This is a genomic window from Methylobacterium sp. CCH7-A2, from assembly GCF_001557075.1.
Taxonomy (GTDB): Bacteria; Pseudomonadota; Alphaproteobacteria; order Rhizobiales; family Beijerinckiaceae; genus Allobosea; species Allobosea massiliensis.
In genome coordinates, this window is record NZ_LSKN01000115.1 from 20,747 (window position 1) to 46,324 (window position 25,578).

22 protein-coding genes, 1 tRNA gene and 1 pseudogene are annotated in these 25,578 nt (G+C 68.4%); 11 read left to right on the top strand and 13 right to left on the bottom strand.

The window, feature by feature from the left end:
• Window positions 1-90: 90 nt before the first annotated feature.
• From AX750_RS09875 to AX750_RS09885, 3 genes and pseudogenes are all read right to left on the bottom strand, one after another.
• Window positions 91-831: pseudogene (locus tag AX750_RS09875) on the bottom strand (aldolase); the annotation flags it as partial.
• 104 nt (window positions 832-935) lie between these two features.
• On the bottom strand, window positions 936-1,478 hold the full coding sequence (gene infC, locus AX750_RS09880) for a translation initiation factor IF-3 (RefSeq protein WP_066720171.1): 543 nt from the start codon (window positions 1,476-1,478) through the stop codon (window positions 936-938).
• 147 nt (window positions 1,479-1,625) lie between these two features.
• Complete coding sequence (locus tag AX750_RS09885; protein WP_066720156.1) at window positions 1,626-2,855, bottom strand: glycosyltransferase family 4 protein; 1,230 nt, start codon at window positions 2,853-2,855, stop codon at window positions 1,626-1,628.
• A gap of 140 nt (window positions 2,856-2,995) precedes the next feature.
• On the opposite strand from AX750_RS09885, the gene AX750_RS09890 reads away from it, so the two are divergent.
• Entirely contained in the window at window positions 2,996-3,772 is a 777-nt protein-coding gene (locus AX750_RS09890) for an alpha/beta hydrolase (RefSeq protein ID WP_066720153.1), read from the top strand.
• 5 nt (window positions 3,773-3,777) lie between these two features.
• Here the strand turns inward: AX750_RS09890 and AX750_RS09895 are convergent, their stop codons facing one another.
• The 5 genes from AX750_RS09895 to AX750_RS09915 form a co-directional block, all read right to left on the bottom strand.
• Complete coding sequence (locus AX750_RS09895) at window positions 3,778-4,044, bottom strand: DUF1150 domain-containing protein (protein ID WP_066720150.1); 267 nt, start codon at window positions 4,042-4,044, stop codon at window positions 3,778-3,780.
• 93 nt (window positions 4,045-4,137) lie between these two features.
• Window positions 4,138-4,575, bottom strand: coding sequence for an Hsp20 family protein (locus AX750_RS09900; protein WP_066720148.1), 438 nt, complete (start codon window positions 4,573-4,575; stop codon window positions 4,138-4,140).
• Window positions 4,576-4,772: 197 nt separating this feature from the next.
• Window positions 4,773-4,849, bottom strand: a tRNA-His gene (locus AX750_RS09905).
• Window positions 4,850-4,985: 136 nt separating this feature from the next.
• Window positions 4,986-5,936, bottom strand: coding sequence for a hypothetical protein (locus AX750_RS09910; RefSeq protein WP_066720146.1), 951 nt, complete (start codon window positions 5,934-5,936; stop codon window positions 4,986-4,988).
• Between the two features lie 141 nt (window positions 5,937-6,077).
• Window positions 6,078-6,473, bottom strand: a complete 396-nt coding sequence (locus AX750_RS09915; RefSeq protein WP_066720144.1) for a phasin — start codon at window positions 6,471-6,473, stop codon at window positions 6,078-6,080.
• A gap of 268 nt (window positions 6,474-6,741) precedes the next feature.
• Here AX750_RS09915 and AX750_RS09920 point away from each other — a divergent pair, with 268 nt between their 5' ends.
• Window positions 6,742-9,822 (top strand): ATP-binding protein, encoded by a 3,081-nt coding sequence (locus AX750_RS09920; protein ID WP_066720134.1) that lies wholly within the window; start codon window positions 6,742-6,744, stop codon window positions 9,820-9,822.
• A gap of 47 nt (window positions 9,823-9,869) precedes the next feature.
• On the opposite strand, the gene AX750_RS09925 is transcribed toward AX750_RS09920, so the two are convergent.
• Window positions 9,870-12,884, bottom strand: a complete 3,015-nt coding sequence (locus AX750_RS09925; protein ID WP_197426596.1) for an EAL domain-containing protein — start codon at window positions 12,882-12,884, stop codon at window positions 9,870-9,872.
• Window positions 12,885-13,088: 204 nt separating this feature from the next.
• Here AX750_RS09925 and AX750_RS09930 point away from each other — a divergent pair, with 204 nt between their 5' ends.
• The 8 genes from AX750_RS09930 to AX750_RS09965 all read left to right on the top strand — a co-directional run bounded on the left by AX750_RS09930 (window position 13,089) and on the right by AX750_RS09965 (window position 20,199).
• Window positions 13,089-13,751, top strand: coding sequence for a glutathione S-transferase family protein (locus AX750_RS09930; RefSeq protein WP_066720129.1), 663 nt, complete (start codon window positions 13,089-13,091; stop codon window positions 13,749-13,751).
• Between the two features lie 102 nt (window positions 13,752-13,853).
• Window positions 13,854-14,783, top strand: a complete 930-nt coding sequence (locus AX750_RS09935; protein WP_245282363.1) for a DMT family transporter — start codon at window positions 13,854-13,856, stop codon at window positions 14,781-14,783.
• A 151-nt stretch (window positions 14,784-14,934) separates the two neighbouring features.
• Entirely contained in the window at window positions 14,935-15,924 is a 990-nt protein-coding gene (locus tag AX750_RS09940; RefSeq protein WP_066720125.1) for a LysR substrate-binding domain-containing protein, read from the top strand.
• The gene (locus tag AX750_RS09945; RefSeq protein WP_066720122.1) at window positions 15,924-16,442 is read left to right on the top strand and encodes a tripartite tricarboxylate transporter TctB family protein; all 519 of its coding nucleotides are present in this window, start codon (window positions 15,924-15,926) and stop codon (window positions 16,440-16,442) included. Before AX750_RS09940 ends, AX750_RS09945 begins: the two co-directional genes overlap by 1 nt.
• 4 nt (window positions 16,443-16,446) lie before the next feature.
• Window positions 16,447-17,946, top strand: coding sequence for a tripartite tricarboxylate transporter permease (locus AX750_RS09950; protein WP_066720119.1), 1,500 nt, complete (start codon window positions 16,447-16,449; stop codon window positions 17,944-17,946).
• 65 nt (window positions 17,947-18,011) lie between these two features.
• Window positions 18,012-18,983 carry a tripartite tricarboxylate transporter substrate-binding protein gene (locus AX750_RS09955; protein WP_066720116.1) on the top strand — a complete coding sequence of 324 codons (972 nt, stop codon included), beginning with the start codon at window positions 18,012-18,014 and terminating at the stop codon, window positions 18,981-18,983.
• A gap of 197 nt (window positions 18,984-19,180) precedes the next feature.
• Complete coding sequence (locus AX750_RS09960; RefSeq protein ID WP_066720110.1) at window positions 19,181-19,606, top strand: DUF1236 domain-containing protein; 426 nt, start codon at window positions 19,181-19,183, stop codon at window positions 19,604-19,606.
• A 173-nt stretch (window positions 19,607-19,779) separates the two neighbouring features.
• Complete coding sequence (locus AX750_RS09965; protein WP_066720108.1) at window positions 19,780-20,199, top strand: DUF1236 domain-containing protein; 420 nt, start codon at window positions 19,780-19,782, stop codon at window positions 20,197-20,199.
• Between the two features lie 73 nt (window positions 20,200-20,272).
• Here the strand turns inward: AX750_RS09965 and upp are convergent, their stop codons facing one another.
• The 3 genes from upp to AX750_RS09980 all read right to left on the bottom strand — a co-directional run bounded on the left by upp (window position 20,273) and on the right by AX750_RS09980 (window position 23,596).
• The gene (gene upp / locus AX750_RS09970) at window positions 20,273-20,914 is read right to left on the bottom strand and encodes a uracil phosphoribosyltransferase (protein ID WP_066720106.1); all 642 of its coding nucleotides are present in this window, start codon (window positions 20,912-20,914) and stop codon (window positions 20,273-20,275) included.
• A gap of 193 nt (window positions 20,915-21,107) precedes the next feature.
• Complete coding sequence (locus AX750_RS09975) at window positions 21,108-22,325, bottom strand: URC4/urg3 family protein (protein ID WP_066720103.1); 1,218 nt, start codon at window positions 22,323-22,325, stop codon at window positions 21,108-21,110.
• Window positions 22,326-22,333: 8 nt separating this feature from the next.
• Entirely contained in the window at window positions 22,334-23,596 is a 1,263-nt protein-coding gene (locus AX750_RS09980; RefSeq protein ID WP_066720100.1) for a GTP cyclohydrolase II, read from the bottom strand.
• A gap of 214 nt (window positions 23,597-23,810) precedes the next feature.
• On the opposite strand from AX750_RS09980, the gene AX750_RS09985 reads away from it, so the two are divergent.
• Window positions 23,811-25,163 (top strand): hypothetical protein, encoded by a 1,353-nt coding sequence (locus tag AX750_RS09985; RefSeq protein ID WP_067254010.1) that lies wholly within the window; start codon window positions 23,811-23,813, stop codon window positions 25,161-25,163.
• 42 nt (window positions 25,164-25,205) lie between these two features.
• Here AX750_RS09985 and AX750_RS26450 read toward each other — a convergent pair whose 3' ends face one another.
• Window positions 25,206-25,367, bottom strand: a complete 162-nt coding sequence (locus AX750_RS26450; protein ID WP_197426662.1) for a Thivi_2564 family membrane protein — start codon at window positions 25,365-25,367, stop codon at window positions 25,206-25,208.
• Window positions 25,368-25,578: the final 211 nt, after the last annotated feature.

A 25,578-nucleotide genomic window follows, 5' to 3' on the forward strand; every position in this document is an offset into this window, starting at 1 on the left:
TGCAGGGGCCGCGCCCGTCGCAGGCGCCGGCTCCCCGGAGGCCACCCTAGACAAGGACCACGCCGGCGAGAACCCGAAAGTGACGTTCGGTCAGAGCCCCTCGATTCGCCTCAGCGCCTCGAAGTGCTTTTCCGACTGGAAGACCAGCACCTGGCGCCATTCGCGCGCGGTGGCCTCGATCTCGGCCTCGGGAATCAGCTTCAGCGGCCGGCCGGTCGACATGGCGAGCACCTGCTGGCGGCAGGCGCGCTCCAGGAAATAGAGATCGTCGAAGGCGACGGCGACCGAAGGCCCGCCAATGGTGACGCCGTGATGGGCGAGGAAGGTGATGTCCGCCCCCGCCTCCGCCCTGTTGGCGGCGACGATGGCCTCGCCCTCGCTCTCGTCGAGCGCGAGACCGCCGAAATGATCGACATAGAGCGTGCGGCCATGGAAGCGGCAGGCGGTCTGGTGCGCCATCTCGAGCCGGCCGCCCTCAACCATGGTCAGCGCCGTGGCATAGGGCATGTGGACATGCAGCACGGCGACATGCCGCGGATTGGCCTTGTGGGCGGCGATGTGGATGTTGCGGGCGGTCGCCTCGACCTCGCCCTCCCCTTCCAGAACCTGGCCGCGCTCGTCGATCAGCAGCAGGTCGGAGGGCTTCATCTCCGACCAGTGCACGCCATAGGGGTTGATCAGGTAGCGCGGGCGCCCGTCGGGACCGTCCGGCAGCGCGACCGAGAAATGGTTGCAGATGCCCTCGTTCAGCTCGAACTTCGCGGCAAGGCGAAGCGCGGCGGCGAGGTCGCGGCGCTGGCTGGTGATGCTGGGCTGGGTCATGGCGAAGCGCTCGCGGTTCGATCGGGTCGAAGCGACCCAAGCATCGCAGGCCTAGACATGACAAGGCCCGGCACGGGGGCCGGGCCTGATGCCAAATGCATGGCGCGGACGTTCTAGCGCGGCGCCAGCACCATGACCATCTGGCGGCCCTCGAGCTGCCAGTCGCTCTCGACCTTCGCGGTCTCTGCCAGATCCGCCTTGACGCGCTCGAGCACCTTCACGCCGAGATCCTGGTGGGCCATCTCGCGGCCGCGGAAGCGTAGGGTCACCTTGACCTTGTCGCCCTCCTCGAAGAAGCCGAGCATCGCCTTCATCTTGACGTCGTAGTCATGCTTGTCGATGCCGGGACGGAGCTTGATCTCCTTGATCTCGATGGTGCGCTGCTTCTTGCGCGCCTCGGCGGCCTTCTTCTGCTCCAGGAAGCGGAAGCGGCCATAGTCGAGAATCTTGCAGACCGGAGGCACGGAGTTGGGGGCGATCTCGACGAGGTCGAGACCGGCATCCTCGGCAATCTTCAATGCCTCGAAGAACGACACCACGCCGCGATTGGCGCCGGTATCGTCGATGAGCTGAACCTCACGGACGCCGCGGATGTCGCGATTGGAGCGCGGACCGTCTTTGGTCGGGGTCGGAGCGGCACGGAAAGGACGACGAATGGCTGTATTCTCCTGTGAACGGCGCTTCGGGCGCCCATCGCCAGACACATTGCACAAAGACGCGCGTTGTCAATGGACGAGGGCCGGCAGCCTGTGACGAATGGTCTCTAGATCGTCACTCGGCGGGTTTTCGGCAAGGGGCGGGGCTCAGTCCGCGCCCCCGCCCTCGAGCAGGGCGCAGTAGACGTCGAGCGTGTCGCCGACCATCGTCTCCAGCGAGAAATGCCGTTCGACATGGCGGCGAGCGCGCAAGGCGAGGTTGTCCCGCGCGGAGGGGCGCAGCGTGAGCGCCCCCGCCAGCGCCTCGGCCAGCGCCGCGGCATCGCCGGGCGGAACGCGCCAGCCGGTGCGCTCGTTCGGCGGCGTCTGGGGCGGGGCGAGCACCGTCTCCGGTACGGCGCCGAGATCCGAGACGACCACGGGCGTGCCCATCGCCTGCGCCTCGACCGCGACGCGGCCGAAGGCTTCGGGCTCGGTCGAGGGCACGGCGACGACCGCCGCGGCGAGCAAGGCGGCCGGCATGTCCGAGCAATGGCCGACACGGCGCACCCGCCCCTCCAGCCCCGCCTTGGCGATGAGCTGGTCGAGCTCACGGACATAGCCGTCGCGGCCCTGATGGTCGCCGGCGAGGATAAAGGCGGTGTCGGTATCGCCCTGGTCGCGCAGAATGCGCGCGGCCTCGATCAGCACGCGCTGGCCTTTCCAGCCCGTCAGCCGGCCGGGCAGCAGGACGATCTGCTGATGCGCCCGAATGCCCCAGGCGGTGCGCAGTGCCTGGATGCGCTCGGGCGCGACCGCCTGCGGCGCGAAGGCCGAGAAATTGGTGCCGCGGTTGACGACGCGGATGCGGTCGCGGGCGAAGCCATGCTTGGCCAGGATCAGCTCCGCCGTATAGGCCGAGTTGGCGATGACCACGTCGCCACGCGCCATTACCGAATTATAGAGCGTCTTCACCGCCGAGCGGCTGGCATAGGAGCCGTGATAGGTGGTGACGAAGGGCAGGCGCAGCAGCCGGGCTGTGGCGAGCGCGACCCAAGCAGGCGCACGCGAGCGGGCATGGATCAGCTCGACGCCCTCGTGCCGGCAGAGCAGCGCGAGCTTGCGCACGTTCATCGCCATGGCGAGCGGGTTCTTCGACGCCGCTGGGAAGGGCAGCCAGACGCCGCCCTTGGCCTGCAGCTCGGCAACAAGACGGCCGCCTTCGGTCGCGACCAGCGCCCGGGCGCCGACATCGGTCAGGCCCTTGGCGATGTCGACGGTGGTGCGCTCGGCCCCGCCCGTCTCGAGATCGGGGATGATCTGCAGGATCGTCCGCCCGAGCAGCGGATGGGACTCGGTCGAGGGCAATGACAGATGCGCGCCGGGCTGGAAGGACATATTCACCGTTCTGGAACGCCACCGTGTCGCCGCGCGGTCGGGCCCGCGCCTGTTCTCACCGCTGCGACTATGCCTGCCCAGGGGCGTGCCGGGCAGCCTATATTCGCGCCGAACCGCCGATTCGTCACAGGAGATTTGCGTTGGAGCGCGAGGCACCGCAATGGCTGGAGGTCGGAGAGCGCGAGGATCGCCGCCGTCTCGCCCTCCTCTCTCAGCCCGGAGAGGGGGCGCCGGTCGTCTGGCTGGGTGGCTTTCGCTCCGACATGCGCGCCACCAAGGCCGAGGCTCTGGCGCAGTGGGCGCGCGAGACCGGCCGGCCCTTCCTGCGCTTCGACTATGCCGGCCATGGCGAGAGCGGCGGCGACTTCGCGCGCTGGACGCTGTCCCACTGGCTCGCCGACGCACTGGCGGTGATCGAGGCCCGCTGCGGTGCCCGCCCCATTCTCGTCGGCTCGTCGATGGGCGGCTGGCTGGCGCTGCTGGCGGCGCGGCGTCTGCTGGGAACGGCACTGGCGCCGGCCGGCCTCGTGCTGATCGCGCCGGCTGTCGACTTCTCGGAAGAGCTGATGTGGGCGCAGATGCCGGAGCCGATCCGGCAGACCATCCTGCGCGACGGCGTCTGGCTGCGCCCCTCGGAGTATTCGCCGGAGCCGACGCCGATCACGCGGGCGCTGATCGAAGACGGGCGTCGCCACCTGATGTTCGGCTCGGAGATCAGGACCGGCTGCCCCGTCCACATCCTGCAGGGCATGCAAGACCCCGACGTGCCCTGGCGCCACGCGCTGAAGCTGGTCGAGCATCTGGCGGGCGACGCCGTCGTCCTGACGCTGATCAAGGACGGCGACCACCGGCTTTCGACCGCGAGTGACATCCTGCGCCTGCAGGCGGCCGTCGCGGGGATCGCGACCGCGCCCTGAGCGGATCAGTGGACGCTGACCATCCGCAGGTCGTGCTCCCAGGCATTCGCCGTGGCGGCCTCGCGCGAATCGGTCACCAGGATCGGCGCGCCATCCGCCGAGAGCAGCGCGAAGAGCTGCAGGCCGGACTGGATCTCCGGCGCCTGCGGGAAGATGCGCAGCAATTCGTCGGACGTCATCGACTTGAGATAGGCGACCTCGCCCGTGCCCAGGGCGGCGAATTCGGCCGGGGTCAGAGGGGTCGTCCGGATCATCGTGCTGTCGTCGTTCATCGCGCCCTCCTTCAGAGCAGTGCGAGTGCGGTTACAAAGATACGATGGCAATCATGAACGGATGCAAAAACCGCGCTTGCATCCGCTCCGACCTCAGGCGGGCTCGTCGCGACTGACGATATCGATACGCCGGATGAGCCTTTCCGGTTCCGGTCGGACCAGATCGATGGCCAGCAGACCGTTGGACAGATCGGCGCCCAGCACCTGCATGCCGTCGGCGAGCAGGAAGCTGCGCTGGAACTGCCGCGCCGCGATGCCCCGATGCAGGAACTGCCGGGTCTTGTCGTCGATCTGGCGGCCCCGGATTGTGAGCTGGTTTTCTTCGAGCGTGATCTCGAGCTGATCGCGCGCGAAGCCGGCCACCGCAAGCGTGATGCGCAACCGGTCCGGCTCGTCGCCGGAACGGGCGAGCCGCTCGATGTTGTAGGGCGGGTAGCCTTCGCTGGCGCCTTTCGCGACCCGGTCCAAAGCGCGTTCGATGTCGTCGAAGCCGAGAAGAAACGGATGGGACAGACTGGGCGTACGCGTCATTCCCAGGACCTTGCCTGACAGTGCCGGAGCCCGCGAGGGCGCTCCCGATCGACCGGAGCCCAGAGATCCGGCGCCCCGCGGGCAGAAGGCGAAGCCCTTCCGCTTGCTGAACGATATGGCGATCCGCGGGGCGGCTTCAAGGGCTGCAACGAGCCCTCGGGAGCGGTGGAACGTCGCGGAAAAGGGGGCGGGTCGGGTGGTACAGCCACCCCGGCTTGAACGGGGGACCTCTAGATCCACAATCTAGCGCTCTAACCAACTGAGCTATGGCTGCCCGCACCCGGCGCGTGGCGATCGGTCGCTTTCGCGAGATCGGCGGCGGCGCGGAACCTAGTGCCGGAGCCGCGGGAATGCAACCCGCGATTCACCGGCTTTTTCCGGGCTCCTGCGCGCGCCCTTCCCTGCTCTCCTCAGGACTTCCCCATCGCCTTGCCGGCGATGCGCGCGAGTTCCTTGAGGTGCTCGGCATAAGATTCGTAGGAACGGCGCACCGCCTTGGCCTGGAGCGCGACCGCATCGGCCGTGCTGTCGGTGCGCGCCAATGTCTCCACCTCGCCCAGCCGCGCCTTCAACTCGGAACAGGCATGGTCGAGCATGCTCGCCTGCAGCGCACCGAACGCCTTCGCCATCGCCAGCGTCTGGGTCATCACCGTGCCGGTCGCGATCGCGGCAAATTCAGGCGGACGCGGCAGCGGCATCGCAGCGAGCGAAGGCGCGGGCTTGCTCGCGGGCGCCGGCTTCGCCTCGACCTTCGCAGCGGCGGCCTCGATCGTCTTCTCTGCCAGCTTCGTCACGGCGGCGGTGGCCGTGGCGGCCGCCTCGACGGCTGTGCCAGCGACCGTCTCGACCGCCTTGGCGACAGCTTGCGGCTCGATCGCGGCGGGCGCGGCGACGACCGACGCAACGGGCGTGGCCGGCGCCACTTTCGGAGCGGGAGCCGATACGACCTTGGCCGGCGCGCTGGCGCGGGCCGCCGCCTTGACCGGAGCTTTGGCGGCCGGGGCCTTGGCCGCGACCTTGCCGACCGGAGCGGAGACCGGGGGCGCAGGGGTCTTGGCCACGGGTGCGGCGGCCACGGGCTTGGCAGGGACGGCGTTGCTCGGAACAGGTTTGGAGGGAGCCGTGGCCGCCGGTGCCTTGGGCGCTTCGGCGGGCTTGGCCGGGGCCGCCGGCTTTGAGATTTCGACGGGCTTGGATGCTGCAGCAGGTTTGGGCGCCTCAGCGGCCTTGGCCATGCTCGGCTGAGCGGCGGGAGCCTTCGAGGCGGCAGGTTCGGCCGGAAGCGGGCCCGAGAGGGCCTTGACGGGAGAGAGGCTGACCGGGGCCTTCGACTTGGTGCGGGTCGGGGCGGGCTTGACCATCGCGGTTCTCCTTCAGCGCGGCGACGGATCGTCGGCCGGTCGATCCGGCCATCCGTCCAAGGGGGTCGCGCCGGTTCAGTCCGGATGACCAGTCGGCGCAATCGCGGCCGCCGGGCGGCGGCCGCGTCGTCGGCAGTAGGGTTACTTGGGCTTGGCGGCCTTCGCGACGGTCTCGGCCGTCTTGGTCGCGACGTCCTGCGCGGCCGTACCGATTTCCTTCAGCTGCGCCTGGAGCGATGCCATCTGGGCCTTCATGAACTCGGACTGGTGAGCCATGACCTCGGTCAGGTCCTTGGACTGGACCAGTTTCTGGGCGAGATCGAAGGCGGCGGCGACATTGTTCTCGGCATAGGCGATCGCCTTGCGCGCGGCCTCATGCGTGTTCAGGCGAGCGGTCTCGGCCGAGCCATGCGCCGAATCGACGGCCTTGGCGGCGGCGCCGATGAAACCGTCGAAAGCCTTGCGGGCCTGCTCGACGCTGCGCTCGGCGAATTCGCGCATCTCGGTGGGGACTTCGTAAGGGGTCTTGGTCGCCATGGGTGGTCCTCCTGTTGAGCGCCGCTATGCTGACCGCTGCTCCGCTCCGGCACCGCCGGCCGAAGGTCGGTCGTTATTGTGCGGTGCAATATCATTATTGCGCCGCAATGACAATCTTAGCGCGATGCGTCGCGGCCGTTAACGCTGTTTCGAGTCGGGACGGGACGGCACGTCCGCGCTCATGGCGCCATGAGGATTTGGCCGCTATTAAGGCTTTGTTAGGCATAATGGCGCCGAGCTTGGGGGCGCCAACCGAGAGCAGGCAGGCATGAGCGAGGCCGGACGGGACTGGGCAGGGCTGGGAGCGACGGCGGCGGCGGACGGGTCTCTCGTCGCCTTCGCGGCCGACGGCGCCCTGCTGCTCTGGGATCGGGAGGCTGACCGCCCGGGCCATGCCAATGCGGCGGCTCAGGCGCTGCTCGCGACGAGCGGCAATCTGCCCGCAGCCACACGGCAGCGGCTCGCCCTGCTCGCCGGCGGGCTCGCTTCGCGCCAGGGCGTGCGGCTCGAGCGGCTGCGGCTGACCTCGGGCTTCGCGGCGACGCTGGTGACCTGCGGCTGCAAGCTTCTGGACGGGGATGCCTCCGGGCCCGTCTTGGCGCTTGCGATCCAGGCTTCCGAATTGCGGCGGCTGGGCGTCTCTCTCCCGCCGCCTGCCGCACCGGCACCGATGCAGGCCGCCGCCCCGGCGCCTCATGAAGACCCCGCCAAGGCTGTGATCCCGGCTGCGGAGTCGGCTCGCCTCTCCCGAGCCGTGCGCTTTCTCTGGCAGAGCGACGGCGAGGGGCGAATCACCAGTCTCTCGGCCCATCTCGCTGACCTCGCGGGGCCGGATGCCGTCTCGCGCTTTACCGGCAGGCTCTGGTCCGACCTCATCGGTGACACGATCGCCGACCGCACGGGCGGGCTGCTCGCGCGCCTCGCCGGCGGCACCACCTGGAGCGGCCACGAGATCCTCTGGCGGACAGGGCCGGACAACGGCGTGCGCGTCGAACTGTCGGGCGTTCCGGTGCTCGACGCCGCGCGACAGGTCACAGGCTTCCGTGGCTTCGGCCTGGCGCGACCGGGGGCCAACGAAGCCTTCCCCGCGTCGTCGGCGCCCGAGCCGGCGAGCGCAGATGTCTCCAAGGCCGCTTCGCCGGAAGAGGCTTTGACGGAGGCCGCCGCAGGGCCTGCAGCCGACGTTCGGCACGAACCGGTCGATACGCCGCCGGACCATGCCGTCGCCTCTCCTCCCGTCGATCCCGATCCGGTCGAGGCGCTCGACGCGGCTGTTGTTGCTCCCGCCGAGGCGATGGCCGAGGCGGAGGGCGTCTCCGCCGCACCCGAGACGCTTGACGAGACCATCGCCGAGGAGAGCGAGCCGGCCACCGAGGACGAGGCCGACCCGGCTGATCTCGCCGCCTTCTCCAACCCGGAGGAGGATGCGAACGCGACGCCTCCCTCTGCTGAGCCGAGCGCGAAGGCGGAGGCTGGCGCCGAGAGCGAGCCCGCGCCCGCCCCTGCTCCGGCGGTCGCGCCGGGCAACATCGTGCCCCTGCGCAACGGTCATCTCACGCCGGTGCGACCCATCATCGAGCCCTCCAAGACCCATCTCAGCTCGGCTGAGCGCAACGCCTTCCGCGAGATCGCCAAGGCGCTCGGCGCCCGGATGGCCGGAGATGACGAGCCCGCGGCGCCGCGCCTGCCGCCGGCCGCGCCGCTGCGGCTGAAGGACAAAGACGCTGCCGAAGCCGAGGCCCGGACCGAGCCCGCCGCGGACGTGCCCGAGGAGCGCTCCGAGAACGGGAGAGCCGCGAAGCCGCGCCGGACGAATTCCCATGCCGACCTGCTCGACAAGCTGCCGATCGCGGTCCTGGTCAACCGCGACGACACGCCGCTCTACGCCAACCGGACGATGCTCGACCTGCTGGATTATGCGGATCTCGACGATCTCGCCTCGGGCGGGGGCGTCAGCCGGCTGATCAAGGACGCCGCCCGCACCGATGGCGGCGCGATGACGCTGCTCGACCGGCTGGGCCATCTCGTCAAGGTCGATGCCGTGCTCTCCAGCGTCTCCTGGCAGGGCGAGCCCGCGACGCTGATGGCCTTCCGCCACCCCAATGGCGGCGGCGAGGTGCCGGTGCTGACGCCCGAAGAAGCCGAGGAGGCGGAGCTGGCGGCCGAATTCGCTGCCGAGGAGGCCGAGAGCGCCGCCCGCGTCGAGGCACTGCGGCTGGATGCCGGCGTCCGCGACGCGCGCATCGCCGAGCTCGTCGCGATGCTGGACACCGCCACCGACGGCGTCGTCACCGTGGACGAGCGCGGCCGCATCCTCTCTCTCAACAAGACCGCCGAGGCGCTGTTCGGCTACGACCAGCGCGAGGTCACGGGCGAGCTTTTCACCCTGCTCTTCGCCGGCGAGAGCCATGCGCCGGCGCTCGACTATCTCGAGGGGCTGAAGGGCGGCGGCGTCGCCTCGGTCATGAACGATGGCCGCGAGGTCGTCGGCCGTGTCCGCCAGGGCGGCAAGATTCCGCTGTTCATGACGATGGGCCAGATCGCGGAAGGCAGCGAACGGCGCTTCTGCGCGGTGCTGCGCGACATCACGGCCTGGAAGAAGACGGAAGGCGAGCTGGTCGAGGCGCGCAAGGCGGCCGAGAAGGCCAGCGCCCAGAAGTCCGACGTGCTCGCCAAGATCAGCCACGAGATCCGCACGCCGCTCAACGCGATCATCGGCTTCGCCGAGGTGATGGCCGAGGAGCGCTTCGGACCGATCGGGAACGAGCGCTACAAGGAGTATCTGCGCGACATCCACCAGTCGGGCGGCTATGTCATCAGCCTCGTCAACGACCTGCTCGACCTCGCCAAGATCGAGGCCGGCAAGCTCGATCTCGACTTCGTCAGCGTCAATCTCAACGAGATCGCGCTGTCCGCCGTCAGCCTGCTGCAGCCGGAGGCGCAGCGCGGCCGCGTCGTGCTGCGCTCGGGGCTCTCGCCGAAGCTGCCGCCGGTCGTCGCCGACCAGCGCTCGATCCGGCAGATCGTGATCAACCTGCTCTCCAACGCGGTGAAGTTCACCGATGCCGGCGGTCAGGTGATCATCTCCACGGCGCTGGGCGACCAGGGCGAGGCGATCCTGCGGGTGCGCGACACCGGCATCGGCATGGACGACAAGGAGATCGAGCTCGCGCTCGAGCCCTTCCGCCAGGTGCCGACGACAAGGCGCGCCGGCGGCACGGGCCTGGGCCTGCCGCTGACCAAGGCGCTGGTCGAGGCCAACCGCGCCGCGATGTCGATCACGAGCGTCAAGAAAGAAGGCACGCTGGTCGAAATCACCTTCCCGCCGCAGCGCGTGCTGGCGGGCTGAGGCGGGCACCTGAGGCTCGGCGAGCGCCCGTTACCCGCCGGTCGCGATCAGACGCGTCGGCGCGCGAGGCGCGGGGACGGGATCCGCCGCACCGGCGACGACGCCGAGGCCGAGGCCAAGGCCTGCCGGATCATCCAGGGCACGCGCTCGGCGAAGGCTGGCTTCGCGTAGAAGTAGCCCTGGCCGAAATCGCAGCCCGCCTCCCTCAGGCGCTCGGCCTGACCGGCATTCTCGACGCCTTCGGCGGTAATCTTCATGCCCATATTGCGGCCGAGGCTCACCACCGCGGCGACGATCGCGGCGTCGTCCTTGTCGGTCTCCAGGTTCCGGACGAAGCTCTGGTCGATCTTGATGTGATCGACCGGGAACTGCTTGAGGTGGGTGAGCGAGGCGAAGCCGGTGCCGAAATCATCCAGCGCGATCGAGATCCCCGCTTCGTGGAACTCGTTCAGCACCGCCGCCACGTCCTCGGTCTGTCGGCCGAGGAAGACGGTCTCGGTGACCTCGATCTCGAAATGCGCGGTGGGCACCCTCGCCGCCGCGAGCAGCGCGACGATCCGGTCCGCGAGCTTGCGGTCGGAGAAGTCGGCCGAGGAGAGATTCACGGCCACGCGCCCGCAGGCGAGGCCCTGCTCCATCCAGGAACCGATATCCGACGCGACCTGCGCGATCATGCTCGTCGCCAGGGCCGACGACATGTCCCGGTCGTCGAAGACCGAGCCGAAATAGGCCGGGGTCAGCAGGCCGAGTGCGGGATGACGCCAGCGGGCGAGCGCTTCGAAGCCGACGATCTCGCCATTCGCGAGCGACACTTTCGGCTGGTAATGCGGGACGAACTCGGCCGCTTCGAGACCCTGTCGCACCTCGCGGAGGATCGAGACGCGGCGTTCCATCACGTCGCGTGCGGCGCTCGAATAGACGACGGCGCGGCTGCGACCACTCTCCTTGGCGCGGTAGAGCGCGATGTCCGCATCCTTCATCAGCTCGACCGGGTCGCGGTGATGGTCCGGGAAGGCGGCCACCCCGATGCTCGCCCGCGTCGACAGGGCCCGGCCCTCATAGTCGAAGCAGGGCTGCAGCGCCGTCAGGATGTCCTCGGCGCAGGCTGCGATGGCGGCAAGGCCCGGTTGCTCGACGAGAACGACGGCGAATTCGTCCCCGCCCACACGCGCGACCGTTCCCCGGTCGCCGACCGCCTGCATGAGCCGGGCGGCCGTCTCGACAAGCAGCCTGTCGCCTGCGGCGTGTCCCAGCGTGTCGTTGATGTCCTTGAAGTCGTCGAGATCGAGCAGGAGCAGGCCCACGCCCTTGCCGGATGCGTCCGCAGCCGCCAGTGCATCGCCCAGCCGCGTCTGGAAGAGCGCCCGATTTGCCAGACCTGTCAGAGGATCATGATTGGCCGTCTGCCAGATCGCCTCCTCAGTCGCCTTGCGGTCCGAAATGTCGAAGGTGATGCCGATCATCCGGTCCTTGTCCTGCCGCTCGGCCCTGATCGACAGCCAGATCTCCCGGCCGTCGGGCGCGCCGTAGCGGATCTCGGCCGCATGCGTTCCGTCGGTCAGTGAGGAGAGCCTGAGCAGATCGACCTTGTGCCGATCCTCCGGATGGACCCGCGCCGTGAATTCGGACGCCGGCCCCGAACCGAGCCCGAGCAGCGCGGCCGCGGTGTCGGAGCGGCTGACATGCTCCGTCCGGAGGTCGAGGTCCCAGGCGACCATGTTGCTGGCATGCAGCGCCAGCCGCAGGCGCTCTTCGCCGGTTCGCAGCGCTTCGTCGGCCCGGCGCGCCTCGGTCAGATCCTGCAGCGCTCCGATCATCCTGACCGGGCGCCCGGACGGATCCCGCACGAGATAGCCGCGGTCGCGGACATAGGCGTAGCCGCCATCGCCCCGCCGCCAGCGATACTCGCCCTGCCAACGCTCGCCGGCACTTCCCACAATGAAGTGCCGCACCTCGTCTTCGACGGCGGCACGGTCGTCGGGGTGGACGCTGTCGAGCCAGGTCGTCCCGCTGGACGGGGCCTCCGCGGCCTCGTAGGCGAACTGGCCGAGACGGCTTTCGCCCCATTGCAGGCGGTCGGTCGCGAACTCCCAATCGTAGATGGCATCCGATGTCGCGAGCGCCGCCAGGCGATAGCGCTGCTCGCTCTCGCGAAGCTTCTCCTCGGCGACGCGGCGCTCATCCTCCGCCAGGCGCCGCGCGGTAACGTCGGCAAAGGTGCGGACGACGCCGCCATTGGGGAGCCGATTCGTCCTGACTTCCAGGACCGTGCCATTCGGCCGCCGCCGCTCATAGACGGAGGCCTCGATGTTGTTGCCCTCGTGCCGGATGGCGTTCACGAGCTTGGGGTCGGCGTCCGCGAATTCGCCCTGCGCGATCTGCCAGCGCTTGACGTCCTCGAATTTCGGGACCGCGCGCATCATCTCGGCCGGCAGGTCGAGCAGATCGATCGCCCGCTGGTTGCAGACGACGACGTCGCCGCTCTGATCGACCATGACGATGCCCTGGTCGACATTCTCGAGCGCGCCGTTCAGCAGCGCCGTGTTCTCGGCCAAGGCCTTGTTCGTGCTGCGGAGCTTCAGCTCGCGCATCACGGCCCGGGCCAGGGCCAGCAGCGTGCTGGCCTGAACCTCCGTCAACCCCTGCGGACGGGGACGGACATCGCCGACGCAGACGGCACCCAGCAACAGGCCATCCGGTGTTTCCAGGCGCGCGACGGCATAGAAGCGCAGGCTCGGCGGGCCGATGACGAAGGGGTTGCTCTCGAAACGCTCGTCTTCAGCGAGATCCGCGATGACGACGAGCTTCGCCTCGTGGATCGTGTTCGCGCAGATCGACGTATCGAGCGAAGTCTCGTCCAGGCTCAACCCGATCTGAGACTTGAACCACTGCCGCTCGCCCTCGAGGAAGCTGACGGCCGCCACGGGCGTGCCGCAGGTTTCGCTCGCAACCCGCGTGATTTCGTCAAACGCGGTCTCGGACTTCGTGTCGAGGATGTCCAGAGCCTTCAGCGCCGCGAGACGATGCTCATCCCTCCAGAACGATCTCGGTTCGGTGTTCATGGTCAAGCGGCTGACCTTCATGACGACGCGCGCGGGTCTGCGACGTTACGAACGAGCACTTACGAAACCCTGAAGCAGAGCACGCCGGGACATGGCGACCGGAGAGACGACTTTGTGCATGGCCGGGAGCCCATGGACGCGGATGCACCCGAGCCGACTCTCCGCTAATGACAGGAGGTAATCCTTCTCCCAAGGCGCTCCCCCATGACACTGACGATCTATGGCTGCTACCGCTCGCGCGCCTCGCGCAACATCTGGCTCGCCAACGAGCTCGGCCTCGCCTTCACCCATGTCCCGGTCATCCAGGTCTACCGCCTGCCCGACCCGAATGCGCCGGGCGCCCCGATGCACACGCAGAGCCCCGAGTTCCTTGCGGTCAATCCGAAGGGGCAGATCCCGGCGATCGACGACGACGGCTTCAAGCTCCAGGAATCGCTGGCCATCAACCTCTATCTCGCCCGCAAGCATGGCGGGCCCCTGGCTCCGAAGGATGCGCAGGAGGAAGGGCTGGCGGTGATGTGGTCGCTCTGGGCGAGCACGGCGGTGGAGAGCCATGCGCTCAACATCCAGTACCACATGGCGGCCTATCCGCCGGAGAAGCGCGATCCGAAGCTCGTCGAGGCGGCGCTCGCCGCCCTGCCCGGCCCGTTCGCGGCGCTGGACAAGGCGCTCGCCGAAGGCGGCGGCTTCGTCATGGGCGGGCGCTTCACGGTGGCCGACATCAACGTCGCCGAGATCGTCCGCTACGCCAAGCCGGCGGCGCAGCTCTTCGCGGGCGCGCCGCATGTGAAGGCCTGGCTCGACGCCTGCCATTCCCGCCCCGCCTTCCAGGCGATGTGGACGGCGCGGGACGCCGAGCCTGCCTGAGGCGACGGAGGCTGCCAAGTGCAGCACAGGAACCGGGTGGCCGCCGCGCCACCCGGCTTTTACTGACGCGGCCTGACGGTTCCCGGAAGGACAGATGCCGCGATGACCCTGCCGATGACCGCCCCGCCCGCCCGCATCTCCGGGCTCGACTGGCTGATGCTGGCCGGGCTCTCGGTCCTGTGGGGCGGCTCCTTCTTCTTCAACGCGCTGGCGCTGGCGCAATGGCCGCCCTTGCCGGTGCTGCTCGTGCGGGTCGGGCTGGCGGCGCTGGCCCTCCTGCTGGCGGTGCGGCTCGCCGGCCTCTCGATGGCGGTCGGACGACGGTTCTGGCTCGCCTTCTTCGGCATGGGGGTGCTGAACAATCTGATCCCGTTCAGCCTCTTCCTGTGGAGCCAACAGCAGATCCCCAGCGGTCTCGCCTCGATCCTGAACGCGATGACGCCGATCTTCACCGTGCTGGTGATGCACGCCTTCGGCGGCGAGCGCGCCACCGGACGCAAGATCGCCGGCATCGCGGCGGGGTTCGTGGGCGTCGCCGTCCTGATCGGTCCCGACGCGCTGTCGGGGCTGGGTCTCAACCTGCTCGCCCAGCTCGCCTGCATCAGCGCGACCGTGTCCTACGCCTTTTCCGGGCTTTACGGCCGGCGTTTCCGCGAGTTGCCCCCTCTCGTCACGGCCGCCGGGCAGCTCAGCGCCTCGACGCTGATGACGCTGCCGATCGTGCTGGTGACGAACCCGCCCTGGACCCTGCCGCTGCCGACGGCGCAGACGGCGGCCGCGCTGCTCGGCCTCGCGCTCGTCTCGACGGCGCTGGCCTATGTGATCTTCTTCAGGATCATGCGCTCGGCCGGGCCGAGCCATGTCGTGCTGGTGACCTTCCTGATCCCGGTCAGCGCCATCCTGCTGGGAGTCGGGCTGTTGGGAGAGAGCCTGCTGCCGCGCCATTTTGCCGGAATGGCGGCGATCTTCGCGGGGCTTGCCCTGATCGATGGGCGAATTCTGCGCCGTTCGCGGCTGTCCACGGCTTCGTGAGCCTGGGCACAGGGGGAAACCGCACGCTTTATTGCCAATAAATTATGAATTGCTCTAGGGTCGCTTTCGCGGCACGAGCCGCTATCGGCTTTCGCGACAAGAGCTGGAAGATATCGGACAACGATACGCCAGAGGGGACCAGAGGGACACCATGGACGTCAGGCATCTGCGATGTTTCATCGCAGTGGCGGAGGAGCTTCATTTCGGCCGGGCCGCGGAGCGGCTGGGCCTGGCTCCCCCCGCCCTCTCCCGCCAGATCAGCGCGCTCGAGGAAGAGCTTGGCTGCAGCCTGCTGACGCGGACGACGCGGCAGGTCGCTCTGACGCGCGCGGGCCTGATCATGCTGGAGGAGGCCAAGGGGATCCTCGCCCGGATGGACCATGCCTCGCGGGCCGTGCGCGAGGCGTCGCTTGCATCGGGCAAGGTTCTGCGGATCGGCGCGATCGACGCCGCCTCGTCGAGCTTCGTGCCGGAGGCGCTGGTCGCCTTTCGCGAGCGCTATCCGGGCGTGCAGATCAAGTTCGTCGAGGCGATGACGGCGGCGCTGGTGCAGATGTTGGAGGCCGGCAAGCTCGACCTCGCCTTGACCCGGCCGCCGCGCAAGCCGACCGACTGCGCTTTCGAGGTGCTGCGCGTCGAGCGGCCGATCGTCGTGCTGAACGAGGCCCATCCCCTGGCCGCACGCGAGCATGTGACGATGCAGGATCTGATCGGCGAGCCCTTCGTGGTGCCCTCCAAGCGGATCCGGCCTTTTGCCTACGACCTCGTGATGGCGTATTTCGAGAGCGTCGGCGCCGTGCCCAACGTCACGCTGGAGGCGACCGAGAAGCCGGCGATGATGTCGGCTGTCGCGGCCGGTCTCGGCATCGCGCTGGCGCCCGACTGGGTCTCGCGGCTGAGCTTTCCGGGCGTCACCATGCGCCGCCTGCGCGGGGCACTGCTCGATCCGCCGCCGCCCGGTGCGCTGGTCGGCATCGCCTGGCGGCCGCAGCAGCGGCTCGATGCCCGCGACGATTTCCTCGCCATCCTGCGCGAGAGCGTCACCCTGATCGACGAGCGGCAGGTCCTGCCCTTCGCCATTCCCGTCACGAAGCTGAAACGGACCGCCCGCCTCGTCGGGTCGGCAGTCGGAGGAGCCTGATGAGCTTGAACAAAATCGAAAGGGCGCAGGGTATCCGCGTCCGATCTTCGCAGGACCTCGCTGCCGGGCTGTTCATGATCCTGCTCGGGGCGGCTGCCTTCATTCTCTCCAGCGACCTGCCGATCGGGACCCTGCGCCAGATCGGGCCCGGCATGCTGCCCAAGGCCTTCGCCGTGATCTGCGCCGCGCTAGGCCTGATGCTGGGCCTGACCGCTCTGCGCTACAATGGCGAGAAGCTCTCCGGCTGGTCCTGGCGCGGCGTCATCTTCGTGCTCGGCGCGGCCTGCGTTTTCGGCCTGACGATCCGCGGCTTCGAAATCGGCCCGATCCGCGTGCCCCAGCTCGGACTGCTGGTCTCCGGGCCGCTGGTGATCCTGGTCTCCGGCCTCGCCGCATCCGACATGAAGTTGAAGGAACTGCTGATCTTCAGCGTGGCGATGTCGGCCGCCTGCATCCTCCTCTTCAAATACGCGCTGAGCCTGCCGATCCCGCTGGCGCCCTGGCTGCTGGGAATCTGACCCGATGGATATGTTCTCCAATCTGTCGCTGGGCTTCAGCGTCGCGCTCTCCCTGCAGAATATCGCGCTCTGCTTCGTCGGCTGTCTCGTCGGCACGCTGATCGGCGTCCTGCCCGGCGTCGGGCCGATCGCGACCATCTCGATCCTGCTGCCGATCACCTTCGGACTCGATCCGACGGGCGCGCTGATCATGCTCGCCGGCATCTATTACGGCGCCCAGTATGGCGGCTCGACCACGGCGATTCTGGTCAACATTCCCGGCGAGGCGACCGCGGTCGTCACGACGCTGGACGGCCACCAGATGGCCAAGCAGGGCCGCGCCGGCGTGGCGCTCGGCACGGCGGCGATCGGCTCTTTCTTCGCCGGCTGCGTCGCCACCGTGATCATCGCCGCGCTCGGCGCGCCGCTGACAAAGCTCGCGCTGCTCTTCGGCCCGGCCGAATACTTCTCCCTGATGGTGATGGGCCTGTGCTTCGCCGTGGTTCTGGCACGTGGCTCGATCCTCAAGGCCTTCTGCATGATCATGCTGGGCCTGCTGCTCTCGACCGTCGGCACCGACCTCGAGACCGGCCAGGAGCGCATGACGTTCGGCTTCGCGCCGCTCGCTGACGGCATCGACTTCGCCGTGCTGGCCATGGGCGTCTTCGGCTTCGCCGAGGTGCTGCGCAACCTCGAAAATCCCGAGGCGCGCGACGTGGTGCGCACCAAGATCGGCCGCCTTCTGCCGGACTGGAACGACATCAAGCAGTCGTTCATGCCGGTGGTGCGCGGCACGGCCATTGGCGGCACGCTCGGCATCCTGCCTGGCAACGGCGCGGTGCTCGGGCCCTTCGCCAGCTACACGGTCGAAAAGAAGATCGCCAAGGATCCGTCGCGCTTCGGTCGCGGCGCGATCGAGGGCGTCGCCGGACCGGAATCGGCCAACAATGCCGGCGCGCAGACGGCCTTCATCCCGCTGCTGACGCTCGGCATCCCGCCGAACGCGGTTATGGCGCTGATGGTCGGCGCGATGACCATCCACGGCATCATCCCCGGCCCGCAGGTCATGACCAAGAACCCCGAGCTGTTCTGGGGCATGATCGCTTCGATGTGGCTCGGCAACCTGATGCTGCTGGTCATCAACCTGCCGCTGGTCGGTCTCTGGGTGAAGCTGCTGCAGGTGCCCTACCGGCTGATGTTCCCGTCGATCCTGATCTTCTGCTGCATCGGCATCTACTCGGTGAACAACCAGCCCATGGACGTCGCCTTCACGGCGCTGTTCGGCCTGTTCGGCTATCTCCTGATCAAGCTCGGCTTCGAGCCCGCCCCGATGCTGCTTGGCTTCGTGCTCGGCAAGCTGATGGAGGAGAAGCTGCGCCAGGCGCTGATCATCTCGCGCGGCTCGTTCATGACCTTCGTCGAACGGCCGATCTCGGCCGGACTGCTGATCGTCGCGGTCGCCGTGCTGGTCATCGCCCTGCTGCCGTCGATGGCGAAGAAGCGCGACGAAGTGTTCACCGAATGACGGGCTTGCCGCGCCCCTGGCGCGGCCCCACCTTGCCTGCAACCATAACGAGGAAGGACCCGCCCATGAAGAAAACCGTACTCGGCCTCGCCGCCGCCCTCTCGCTCGCCCTGACGGCCGGCGCGCAGGCCCAGGCCTATCCGACCAAACCCGTCACGATGATCGTGCCCTTCGCGGCCGGCGGCCCGACGGACATCATCGCGCGCCTGGTCGGCGAGCACATGTCGAAGACGCTCGGCCAGCAGGTCGTGATCGAGAACGTCGCCGGCGCCGGCGGCACCACCGGCATCACCAGAGCCCTGACCGCGGCGCCGGACGGCTACACCATCGCGATGGGCCATCTCGGCACCTTCTCGGCCGCGCCCGCGACCTATCCCAACCTGAAATACGATCCGATCAACGGCATGCAGCCCATCGGGCTGGCCGGCGGCACGCCGATCCTGATCGTCGCCCGCAAGAACCTCGAGGCGAACGACCTCAAGTCCTTCGTCGCGGCGGTCAAGGCCAATCCGGACAAGTTCAACGAGGCCCATGCCGGTCTGGGCTCGGTCTCCTGGACGACCTGCACCCTGCTGAAGGGACAGCTCGGCGTGCCGAAGCTCAACGCGGTGGCCTATCGCGGCACCGGCCCGGCGCTGAACGATCTCGTCTCGGGCCAGATCGACTTCATGTGCGACCAGATCGTCAGTGTCGCCGAGCAGGTGAAGGCGAACACGATCAAGGCCTTCGCGGTTGCCTCGGCGCAGCGTTCGCCGGCCCTGCCCGACGTGCCGACGACGACCGAAGCCGGCCTGCCGGAGTACCAGATCGAGGCCTGGAACGGCATCGCCGCGCCCAAGGGCACGCCCAAGGAGGCGGTCGACCGCCTCGTCGACGCGCTGAACAAGGCGCTGAACGACGAGAACACCAAGAAGCGCCTGCTCGATCTCGGCACGGTCATCCCGACCGCCGCAGAGCGCACGCCCGATGGCTTCGCCGCCATCATCAAGCGCGACGCCGCCAAGCTCGAGCCCGCGCTGAAGGCGGCCCCGAAGTAGGACCGGCTTCCCGGAATGTCCCTGGCTAAATCTTCGACGGCGGGCCCTTGGGCCCGCCGTTTGCGTTGCGGGGCGCCGCGCCGCCCGGATCCGATGCCGCCTGTCACCATCGGCAATATTCCGTGACCGATCGTCGCGGAACCCTTCACAACCTCGTCGGTTGTCTCGCCGAACTTCCCCTTCGTGAGGAGATAACCATGATCAAGAAGCTTGCTCTCGTCGCCGCGATCGTCGCGATCCCGGCCACGGCCTTCGCCCAGAACCAGCCCTCGCCGGGCGCGGCCGGCGGCGCGGTCAGCGGGGCGACCTCGGGTGCCATCGGCGGCGCCATCGTCGGCGGCCCCGTCGGCGCGGCGGTCGGCGGGGTCGGCGGCGCGGTGGTCGGCGCCATCATCGGCGATGCCGCGACCCCGAAATTCCGGACCTATGTCGTCGAGCAGGACGTGCCGTCCTACACCTATCGCGAGCAGGTCGCCGTCGGCACCGTGCTGCCGGCGGACGGCGTGGTCTATCGCGAGGTGCCCGCCGAATACGGCGTGAAGGGCTACAACTACACCGTCGTCAACGGCCGCACCGTTCTGGTCGAGCCGCGTACGCGTCGCATCGTCCAGATCATCAACTGATCGAGACGGCGCATTCTGACGCCCGAAACGGCCCGCCCCCCGCAAGGGGGGCGGGCTTTCGTTTTCGTGATGAGGATAAACCGCATACGGCATTCGCCGACGCGGTGGGACGGGAACTCGAAAGGCTCCGGACGGTTGGTTCGGCAACCATCCACAACAGGGAGTTCCCCATCATGATCAAGAAGCTTGCCCTCGTCGCCGCGCTCTCCGTGCTGCCGGCCACCGTCTTCGCCCAGAGCACCGGCCCGGCGATCCGCGATCCGGCCGGCGGCGTGACGCGCGATCCGGCTCTCGGCGTCGGGGTGGGTGCCGGCGCGGCCGGCACCGTCCAGGCCCCGCTGACGCGCGATCCGGCCGGTGGCACGATGATCGACGATTCCGCGCGCTTCCGCAGCTATGTCATGAACCAGGGCGTGACCTCCTACAGCTACACGCAGCCGGTCGTGGTCGGCACGGTGCTGCCGGAGCAGGGCGTGGTCTATCGCGAGGTGCCGGCCGAGTACGGCGCCAAGGGCTATCGCTACACGGTCGTCAACGACCGTGCGGTGGTGGTCGAGCCGCGCACGCGCCGCATCGTTCAGATCATCAACTGATCCCGCGCCGGGCCTCTCGCTCGCGCGACCGAGCCCGCCCCGCAAGGGGCGGGCTTTTGCATGGGCGGTCGGCTCAGCGCGTGCCGAACATGCGGTCGCCGGCGTCGCCCAGGCCCGGCACGATATAGCCGTGGTCGTTGAGCTTCTCGTCGATCGCCGCGGTCCAGATGCGTACTTCCGGGTGCGCGCCGCGCAGCCGTTCGATGCCTTCCGGCGCCGCGAGCAGGCAGACGAAGCGCAGATCCTTTGCGCCGCGCTCCTTCAGCCGGTCGATGGCGGCGACAGCGGAGTTGGCGGTGGCGAGCATCGGGTCCATCACGACGATCATGCGGTCGGCGATGTCGGACGGCGCCTTGAAGTAGTATTCGACCGCCTGCAGCGTATCGGGATCGCGATAAAGGCCGATATGGGCGACGCGGGCGGCGGGAACGAGCTCCAGCATGCCGTCGAGGAAGCCGACGCCGGCGCGCAGGATCGGCGCAAAGACCATCTTCTTGCCCGAGATCACCGGCTGGCGCGAGGTCTGCAGCGGCGTCTCGATGTCGACCATCTCGACCGGCAGGTCGCGCGTCACCTCGTAGCAGAGCAGCATGCCGATCTCGTTGAGGAGCTGGCGGAAGCTCTTGGTCGAGCGGTCCTTCTGGCGCATCAGCGTGAGCTTGTGCTGGACGAGAGGGTGATCGACGACGGTGACCCCGTCCTGCTGCTTGGTCATTCTCTCAGGCCCCTCATGCTTCGTGCCGTGGAGGCTTGCGCCTCGATGGAATGCGCCGTCATCCCGGATGAAGCGAAGCGGAACTCCGGGATCCATCGTAGAGCTGCGGAGCCCTCCGATGGATCCCGGAGCTGCGCGGCTTTCGCCGCTTGTCCGGGATGACGGCTTGGTTCAGTGGAACACCGTCACGCGCCTAGAATACCGTTCCGTCGCTGACGATCGTCAAGGGAGGGCCGCCGCCCGGGCGCTTCTCGGCGGCGATGCGCCGGCCCGCGGCCCAGGTCCCGCCCTCGAGCACCTTGGCGAGGGGCAGCTCCTCGCGCGAGCGGCCGAGCCGCTGGCGGATCAGCGCGCCGATCTCGTCGAGCAGCGCCACCGTAAGCGCCCGCCATTCGACGACCAGCGTAGAGCCGGGCTCATGAGCGCGCGCGGCCTCGGCGTCGTCCTTCAACGCGAGCACGCCGAGATCGAGCAGGAGCCCGCCATTGCGGTACTCGGGCAGGCCGGTGAGGTCGTCCACGTCGAGGACGGAGATCCCGGCCCATTGCAGCGGCTCGATCAGCGAATAGGTCAGCCATTGGGAGAGCTTGTGGAAGGGCACGAGCCCGGCCGTGGTGGAGCCCTGCGCTATCAGCGGGTGGCGCCAGGTGTCGCCCAGCGCAACGCCCGCCAGCGTCAGCCGCGAGGGCCAGATGCCACCGAATGCCGCCAGTACCTCGCCGAGCATGTGGCTGGCGCGCAGGGAGCCGGTTTCCGCCGCCGCCAGGAACCGGTCGAACAGATCGCCCGGACGGCTCAGGCCCTGGCGTTCCAGTTCCTCGCCCAGCCGGTTGAGCAGGGCGGCGCGGCCCTCGACGGCGAGCAGCAGATTGGCGGGGCCGGCCTGGAAACCGGCGGCGAGCGCCTCCGGCTCCAGCCGCTTCAGCGCCGACGCGTCTGCCCGCAGCGGCCGGGCCGGATCACTGGAGAACAGGCCGGCGGCGAACATGTCGAGCGAGGCCAGAGCCAGCCCTTCCGAACGGGCGATCCGCTTGCCACTGACCGCATCGCGATAGGACCAGTCGGGCCCGGCGCCGGCATCGAGCAGGACGCTGACCACGGCGAGGTCATAGGCCGCGCGGCCGCGCTCGCGCGCATCGGCGAAATGCGCCGCCTTGTCGAGCAGGGCCCAGCGATCGAGGCCAGCGACGGTAAAGTGCCGCCAGCGGGCGTGGAACGGGATGTCGAGTGTCGGGTAGTTGGCCCGGATCGTCTCCAGCACGTAATCGGCGCAGGCCTCCAGCCGCTCCGGCTGGACGGTGAAATGCAAGAGGTCGCCGGCGAGCCCGAGGCGCAGCATCTCCTGCGCGCGGGAGCGGATGGCGGAGGGCTTCAGCAGGAGGCGGAAGGCCTCCGGGTCACGATCAGGCATCGGTGCTTTCAGAACTTGTCGAGGTCGCGGCCGACGGTCGCCTTGAGCGCGTTGTCGCCGGGCGCGCCGTCGGGGGAGTAGTAGCCGGCGGCCTTCTTGGCCTCGATCTCGACCGAGGCGTCGGGCGGGATCAGCTCGGGGGGAATGGCGACGCGCTCGCCGATCTCGATGCCGCTCTCGACCATGGCGTCGTATTTCATGTTCGACATCGACATCAGCCGGTCGATGCGGGTGACACCGAGCCAGTGCAGCACGTCCGGCATGAGCTGCTGGAAGCGGGCATCCTGCACGCCGGCGACGCATTCGGTGCGCTCGAAATAGGTCGCGGCGCTGTCGCCGCCTTCCTGGCGCTTGCGGGCGTTGTAGACGAGGAACTTGGTGACCTCGCCGAGCGCGCGGCCCTCCTTGCGGTTGTAGACGATCAGCCCGACGCCGCCGCCCTGCGCCTCCTTGACCGCCTCCTCGATGCCGTGGACGAGATAGGGCCGGCAGGTGCAGATGTCCGAGCCGAAAACGTCCGAGCCGTTACACTCGTCATGGACGCGGCAGGCGACGCGGCGCTTGGGATCGGTGATGGCCGAGACCTCCCCGACGACATAGGCAGTGATCGAGCCGATCGGCGGCAGGAAGACGCGCAGATCCGGCCGCGTCACCAGCTCGGGATACATGCCACCGGTCTGCTCGAAGAGGGTGCGGCGCAGCTCGGCCTCGGTCGTTCCGAAGCGCTCGGCGATGCCGGGCAGATGCCAGACGGGATCGATCGCGATCTTGGTGACGCTGATGTCGCCGGAGCGGTGCAGGATGTGCTCGTCCGGCGCCAGCCGATGCGCGCCCATCGCCGCCAGGATCTCCGGCAGGTTGAGGCGGGCCTTGGTGATGGCGATGGTCGGGCGGATGTCGATGCCCTCGCCGATCAGCCCGCCGAAATCCTGCGCGACGCGGTGGCCGAACGGGTCCATCGAGACGATTCTGCCGGGCTGGAACCATTGCGGCTGCTCGGGGATCTCGGCGGTCGGATGGGTGTTGTGCAGGTCCGGGCGCTGCGAGGGGTTCATCGCCCGAGCGGAAATCGCGAGCGCGCGATAGACCGAGTAGGAGCCGCCATGGGCGCCGATGACGTTGCGGTCGGCGGGCGTGGTGGTCGAGGCGATGATCGGGCCGCGTTCGGCCGCTGTGGCTGCACCCCAGCGCACGGGGAAGCGCATCGCGGCGCTGCCGGGCTCGGGATAGGAGGTCAGCCGGGTGTGGGTGGTGCGGTTGGAGGAACTCATCGCCGGATCCGATGCCTGCAAAAGCAAAAGGTCCCAGGCTCGCTGCCTGGGACCTCTCGCCCAATTGAGCAGTATCATGCGAGCGGGGCGGCCGGTCAACCTGCACTGGCACGATGACAGCAGCAGCGGGAGGGCGCTCAATGCCGACAGCGATGCCGGCGTCGTGCGGGAGAGGCGTCGGTCGGCAGAGGGTTGTTCAGGCAGGGAGAGCGGCATGGCCGGCGCGAGGGCATACACGACGACGCCTACGCTCGAGCAGTGGAAGAAGGACAGCAGCGTCGCCCTCGCCCGACGGCAGGACGACGCCATCCTCTGCCGTATCGACGACCTGCTGGTCCAATACGGCGCGAACGGCTCCGCCTTTGGCCGGATCCAGCTGAAAGCGGATCTCTTCTTCACGCTGGACTACTGGCTGAAGGTCCATGGCAGGACGCCCGGCATGGCGAAGGGCCGGCAGCCCGCGGTCTACGAACTCTACAAATACACCGCCCACTCCCTCGCCGCGGCGCTCTCCTGCACGATCAACACCCTGCCGGAGTATCTGGAGCGTCATTTCGGCCGTAAGCTGAGCTATCACGGCGAGCATCTCGATCTCGTCGGCCAGTTCGCGACCTATCTGACCCGCGCCGAGGTCGAGAAATACAGGCTCAGCTTCCGCAAGGGCAAAGCCTATATGTGGATGTGGCCCGGCAAGGGCCATGAGCTGACACGGCCGACCGCCGATGGCGGGCTGGTGACGCAGGAGCGACAACAGCCCAAGGGCATGAAGCTCGTTCTTGCCGAGTCCGAAAGCGCTTCGAACAAGAACGTGTTCGGGCTGAAGCAGTGGGGCGGCTTCGCGATGAGCATGGGCCGCGACCTCTACATGGCGCGGCACCATTGCGGCGAAGGCAGCGCCGGCCCCGGCAGTGGCGGCAACTTCTACCACTCATCCTATCTGGCCGGAGACCCCGTGCTGTGCGCCGGGACGATTCTGATCGAGCAGGGCATCATCAAGGCCGTCTGCAACGACAGCGGCCACTACCAGCCTGACCAGGCGAATTTCATGAGCTTTCTGCAGGCGTTGATGATGCATGGCGTCAACGTCCAGAACATCGCGATCTACGACTATGACCGCAGGCACTGCGTTAGCGGACGCGATTTCCTGCAGAGGCGGGGCAACTTCGCGCAGGCGCTGCTGCTGTCGGATACGACGGCGTACAGGGCCAACTCGGCGGCGAAAGGCCGGTATGTCAGCGAGAAGATCGAGCACAAGAAGCGCGTCGCGGCTTTGTGGAAGCAGGCCGTCGACGGCCATATCGTCGCCAACACGCTGGAAGGCCGGCTGTTTTTCGCGGAGAAGCTGCTGAGCAACTACGTCCGGCGCGACGGCCAGCGGACCCATGCCTATGACGTCAACACGACCTGGATCCTTGAGGTGATCGCGACCTATTACGGCCCCGTGCCCACGGCGCGGCCCGCCCCGCCCGTGCCGAAGGGGCGGCAGCCGCCGCCGCTCCCGCCCCGCGCGCCTCCGAAACGGACGAACGGGCCGCAGCTTCCGCCACGACCCGTCCGGACCCACTGAGCCACGCTGGCCAATGCGGGCGGCTGGCGCCACCCGCCGCGGTCAGAACACCGCGAGGTAGCGCAGCAGCGAGATGATGCCGATCACGATGACGATGATCTGGACGCCGTTCTTGATCTGGCTGTCCAGCGGCAGCATGCGCACGAGATAGAGAACGAGGCCGATGACGAGAACCGTGATCAGCAGGGAAATCAGAATCGACATGAAATGAACCTTCGGTCTTCGGCCGTGAGCCGGCCCCCCGGAGCCGGTGCGGCGACGCATTCGCCAGCACCCCAATCCGCTGACAGAACGTCGCAGGGGCGGGAGAGGTTCCGTTGGGGTGGGTCTGGCGGCGGAGGGCGATGCGTTTGGATCACTAGGCGCGGGGAACCCCTCTCCTGTAAGGAGAGGGGCAGGGGTGAGGTGTAGGCCC

Excerpts from the sequence above, each read along its gene's own strand:
- AX750_RS09985 (WP_067254010.1), top strand. The coding sequence starts at position 23,811 with ATGGCCGGCGCGAGGGCATACACGACGACGCCTACGCTCGAGCAGTGG.
- AX750_RS09950 (WP_066720119.1), top strand. The coding sequence starts at position 16,447 with ATGGATATGTTCTCCAATCTGTCGCTGGGCTTCAGCGTCGCGCTCTCC.
- AX750_RS09960 (WP_066720110.1), top strand. The coding sequence starts at position 19,181 with ATGATCAAGAAGCTTGCTCTCGTCGCCGCGATCGTCGCGATCCCGGCC.
- AX750_RS09980 (WP_066720100.1), bottom strand. The coding sequence starts at position 23,596 with ATGAGTTCCTCCAACCGCACCACCCACACCCGGCTGACCTCCTATCCC.
- AX750_RS09920 (WP_066720134.1), top strand. The coding sequence starts at position 6,742 with ATGAGCGAGGCCGGACGGGACTGGGCAGGGCTGGGAGCGACGGCGGCG.
- upp (WP_066720106.1), bottom strand. The coding sequence starts at position 20,914 with ATGACCAAGCAGCAGGACGGGGTCACCGTCGTCGATCACCCTCTCGTC.
- AX750_RS26450 (WP_197426662.1), bottom strand. The coding sequence starts at position 25,367 with ATGTCGATTCTGATTTCCCTGCTGATCACGGTTCTCGTCATCGGCCTC.
- AX750_RS09915 (WP_066720144.1), bottom strand. The coding sequence starts at position 6,473 with ATGGCGACCAAGACCCCTTACGAAGTCCCCACCGAGATGCGCGAATTC.
- AX750_RS09975 (WP_066720103.1), bottom strand. The coding sequence starts at position 22,325 with ATGCCTGATCGTGACCCGGAGGCCTTCCGCCTCCTGCTGAAGCCCTCC.
- AX750_RS09900 (WP_066720148.1), bottom strand. The coding sequence starts at position 4,575 with ATGACGCGTACGCCCAGTCTGTCCCATCCGTTTCTTCTCGGCTTCGAC.
- AX750_RS09955 (WP_066720116.1), top strand. The coding sequence starts at position 18,012 with ATGAAGAAAACCGTACTCGGCCTCGCCGCCGCCCTCTCGCTCGCCCTG.
- AX750_RS09910 (WP_066720146.1), bottom strand. The coding sequence starts at position 5,936 with ATGGTCAAGCCCGCCCCGACCCGCACCAAGTCGAAGGCCCCGGTCAGC.
- AX750_RS09945 (WP_066720122.1), top strand. The coding sequence starts at position 15,924 with ATGAGCTTGAACAAAATCGAAAGGGCGCAGGGTATCCGCGTCCGATCT.
- AX750_RS09930 (WP_066720129.1), top strand. The coding sequence starts at position 13,089 with ATGACACTGACGATCTATGGCTGCTACCGCTCGCGCGCCTCGCGCAAC.
- AX750_RS09925 (WP_197426596.1), bottom strand. The coding sequence starts at position 12,884 with ATGAACACCGAACCGAGATCGTTCTGGAGGGATGAGCATCGTCTCGCG.
- AX750_RS09895 (WP_066720150.1), bottom strand. The coding sequence starts at position 4,044 with ATGAACGACGACAGCACGATGATCCGGACGACCCCTCTGACCCCGGCC.
- AX750_RS09965 (WP_066720108.1), top strand. The coding sequence starts at position 19,780 with ATGATCAAGAAGCTTGCCCTCGTCGCCGCGCTCTCCGTGCTGCCGGCC.
- AX750_RS09935 (WP_245282363.1), top strand. The coding sequence starts at position 13,854 with ATGACCCTGCCGATGACCGCCCCGCCCGCCCGCATCTCCGGGCTCGAC.
- AX750_RS09940 (WP_066720125.1), top strand. The coding sequence starts at position 14,935 with ATGGACGTCAGGCATCTGCGATGTTTCATCGCAGTGGCGGAGGAGCTT.
- AX750_RS09885 (WP_066720156.1), bottom strand. The coding sequence starts at position 2,855 with ATGTCCTTCCAGCCCGGCGCGCATCTGTCATTGCCCTCGACCGAGTCC.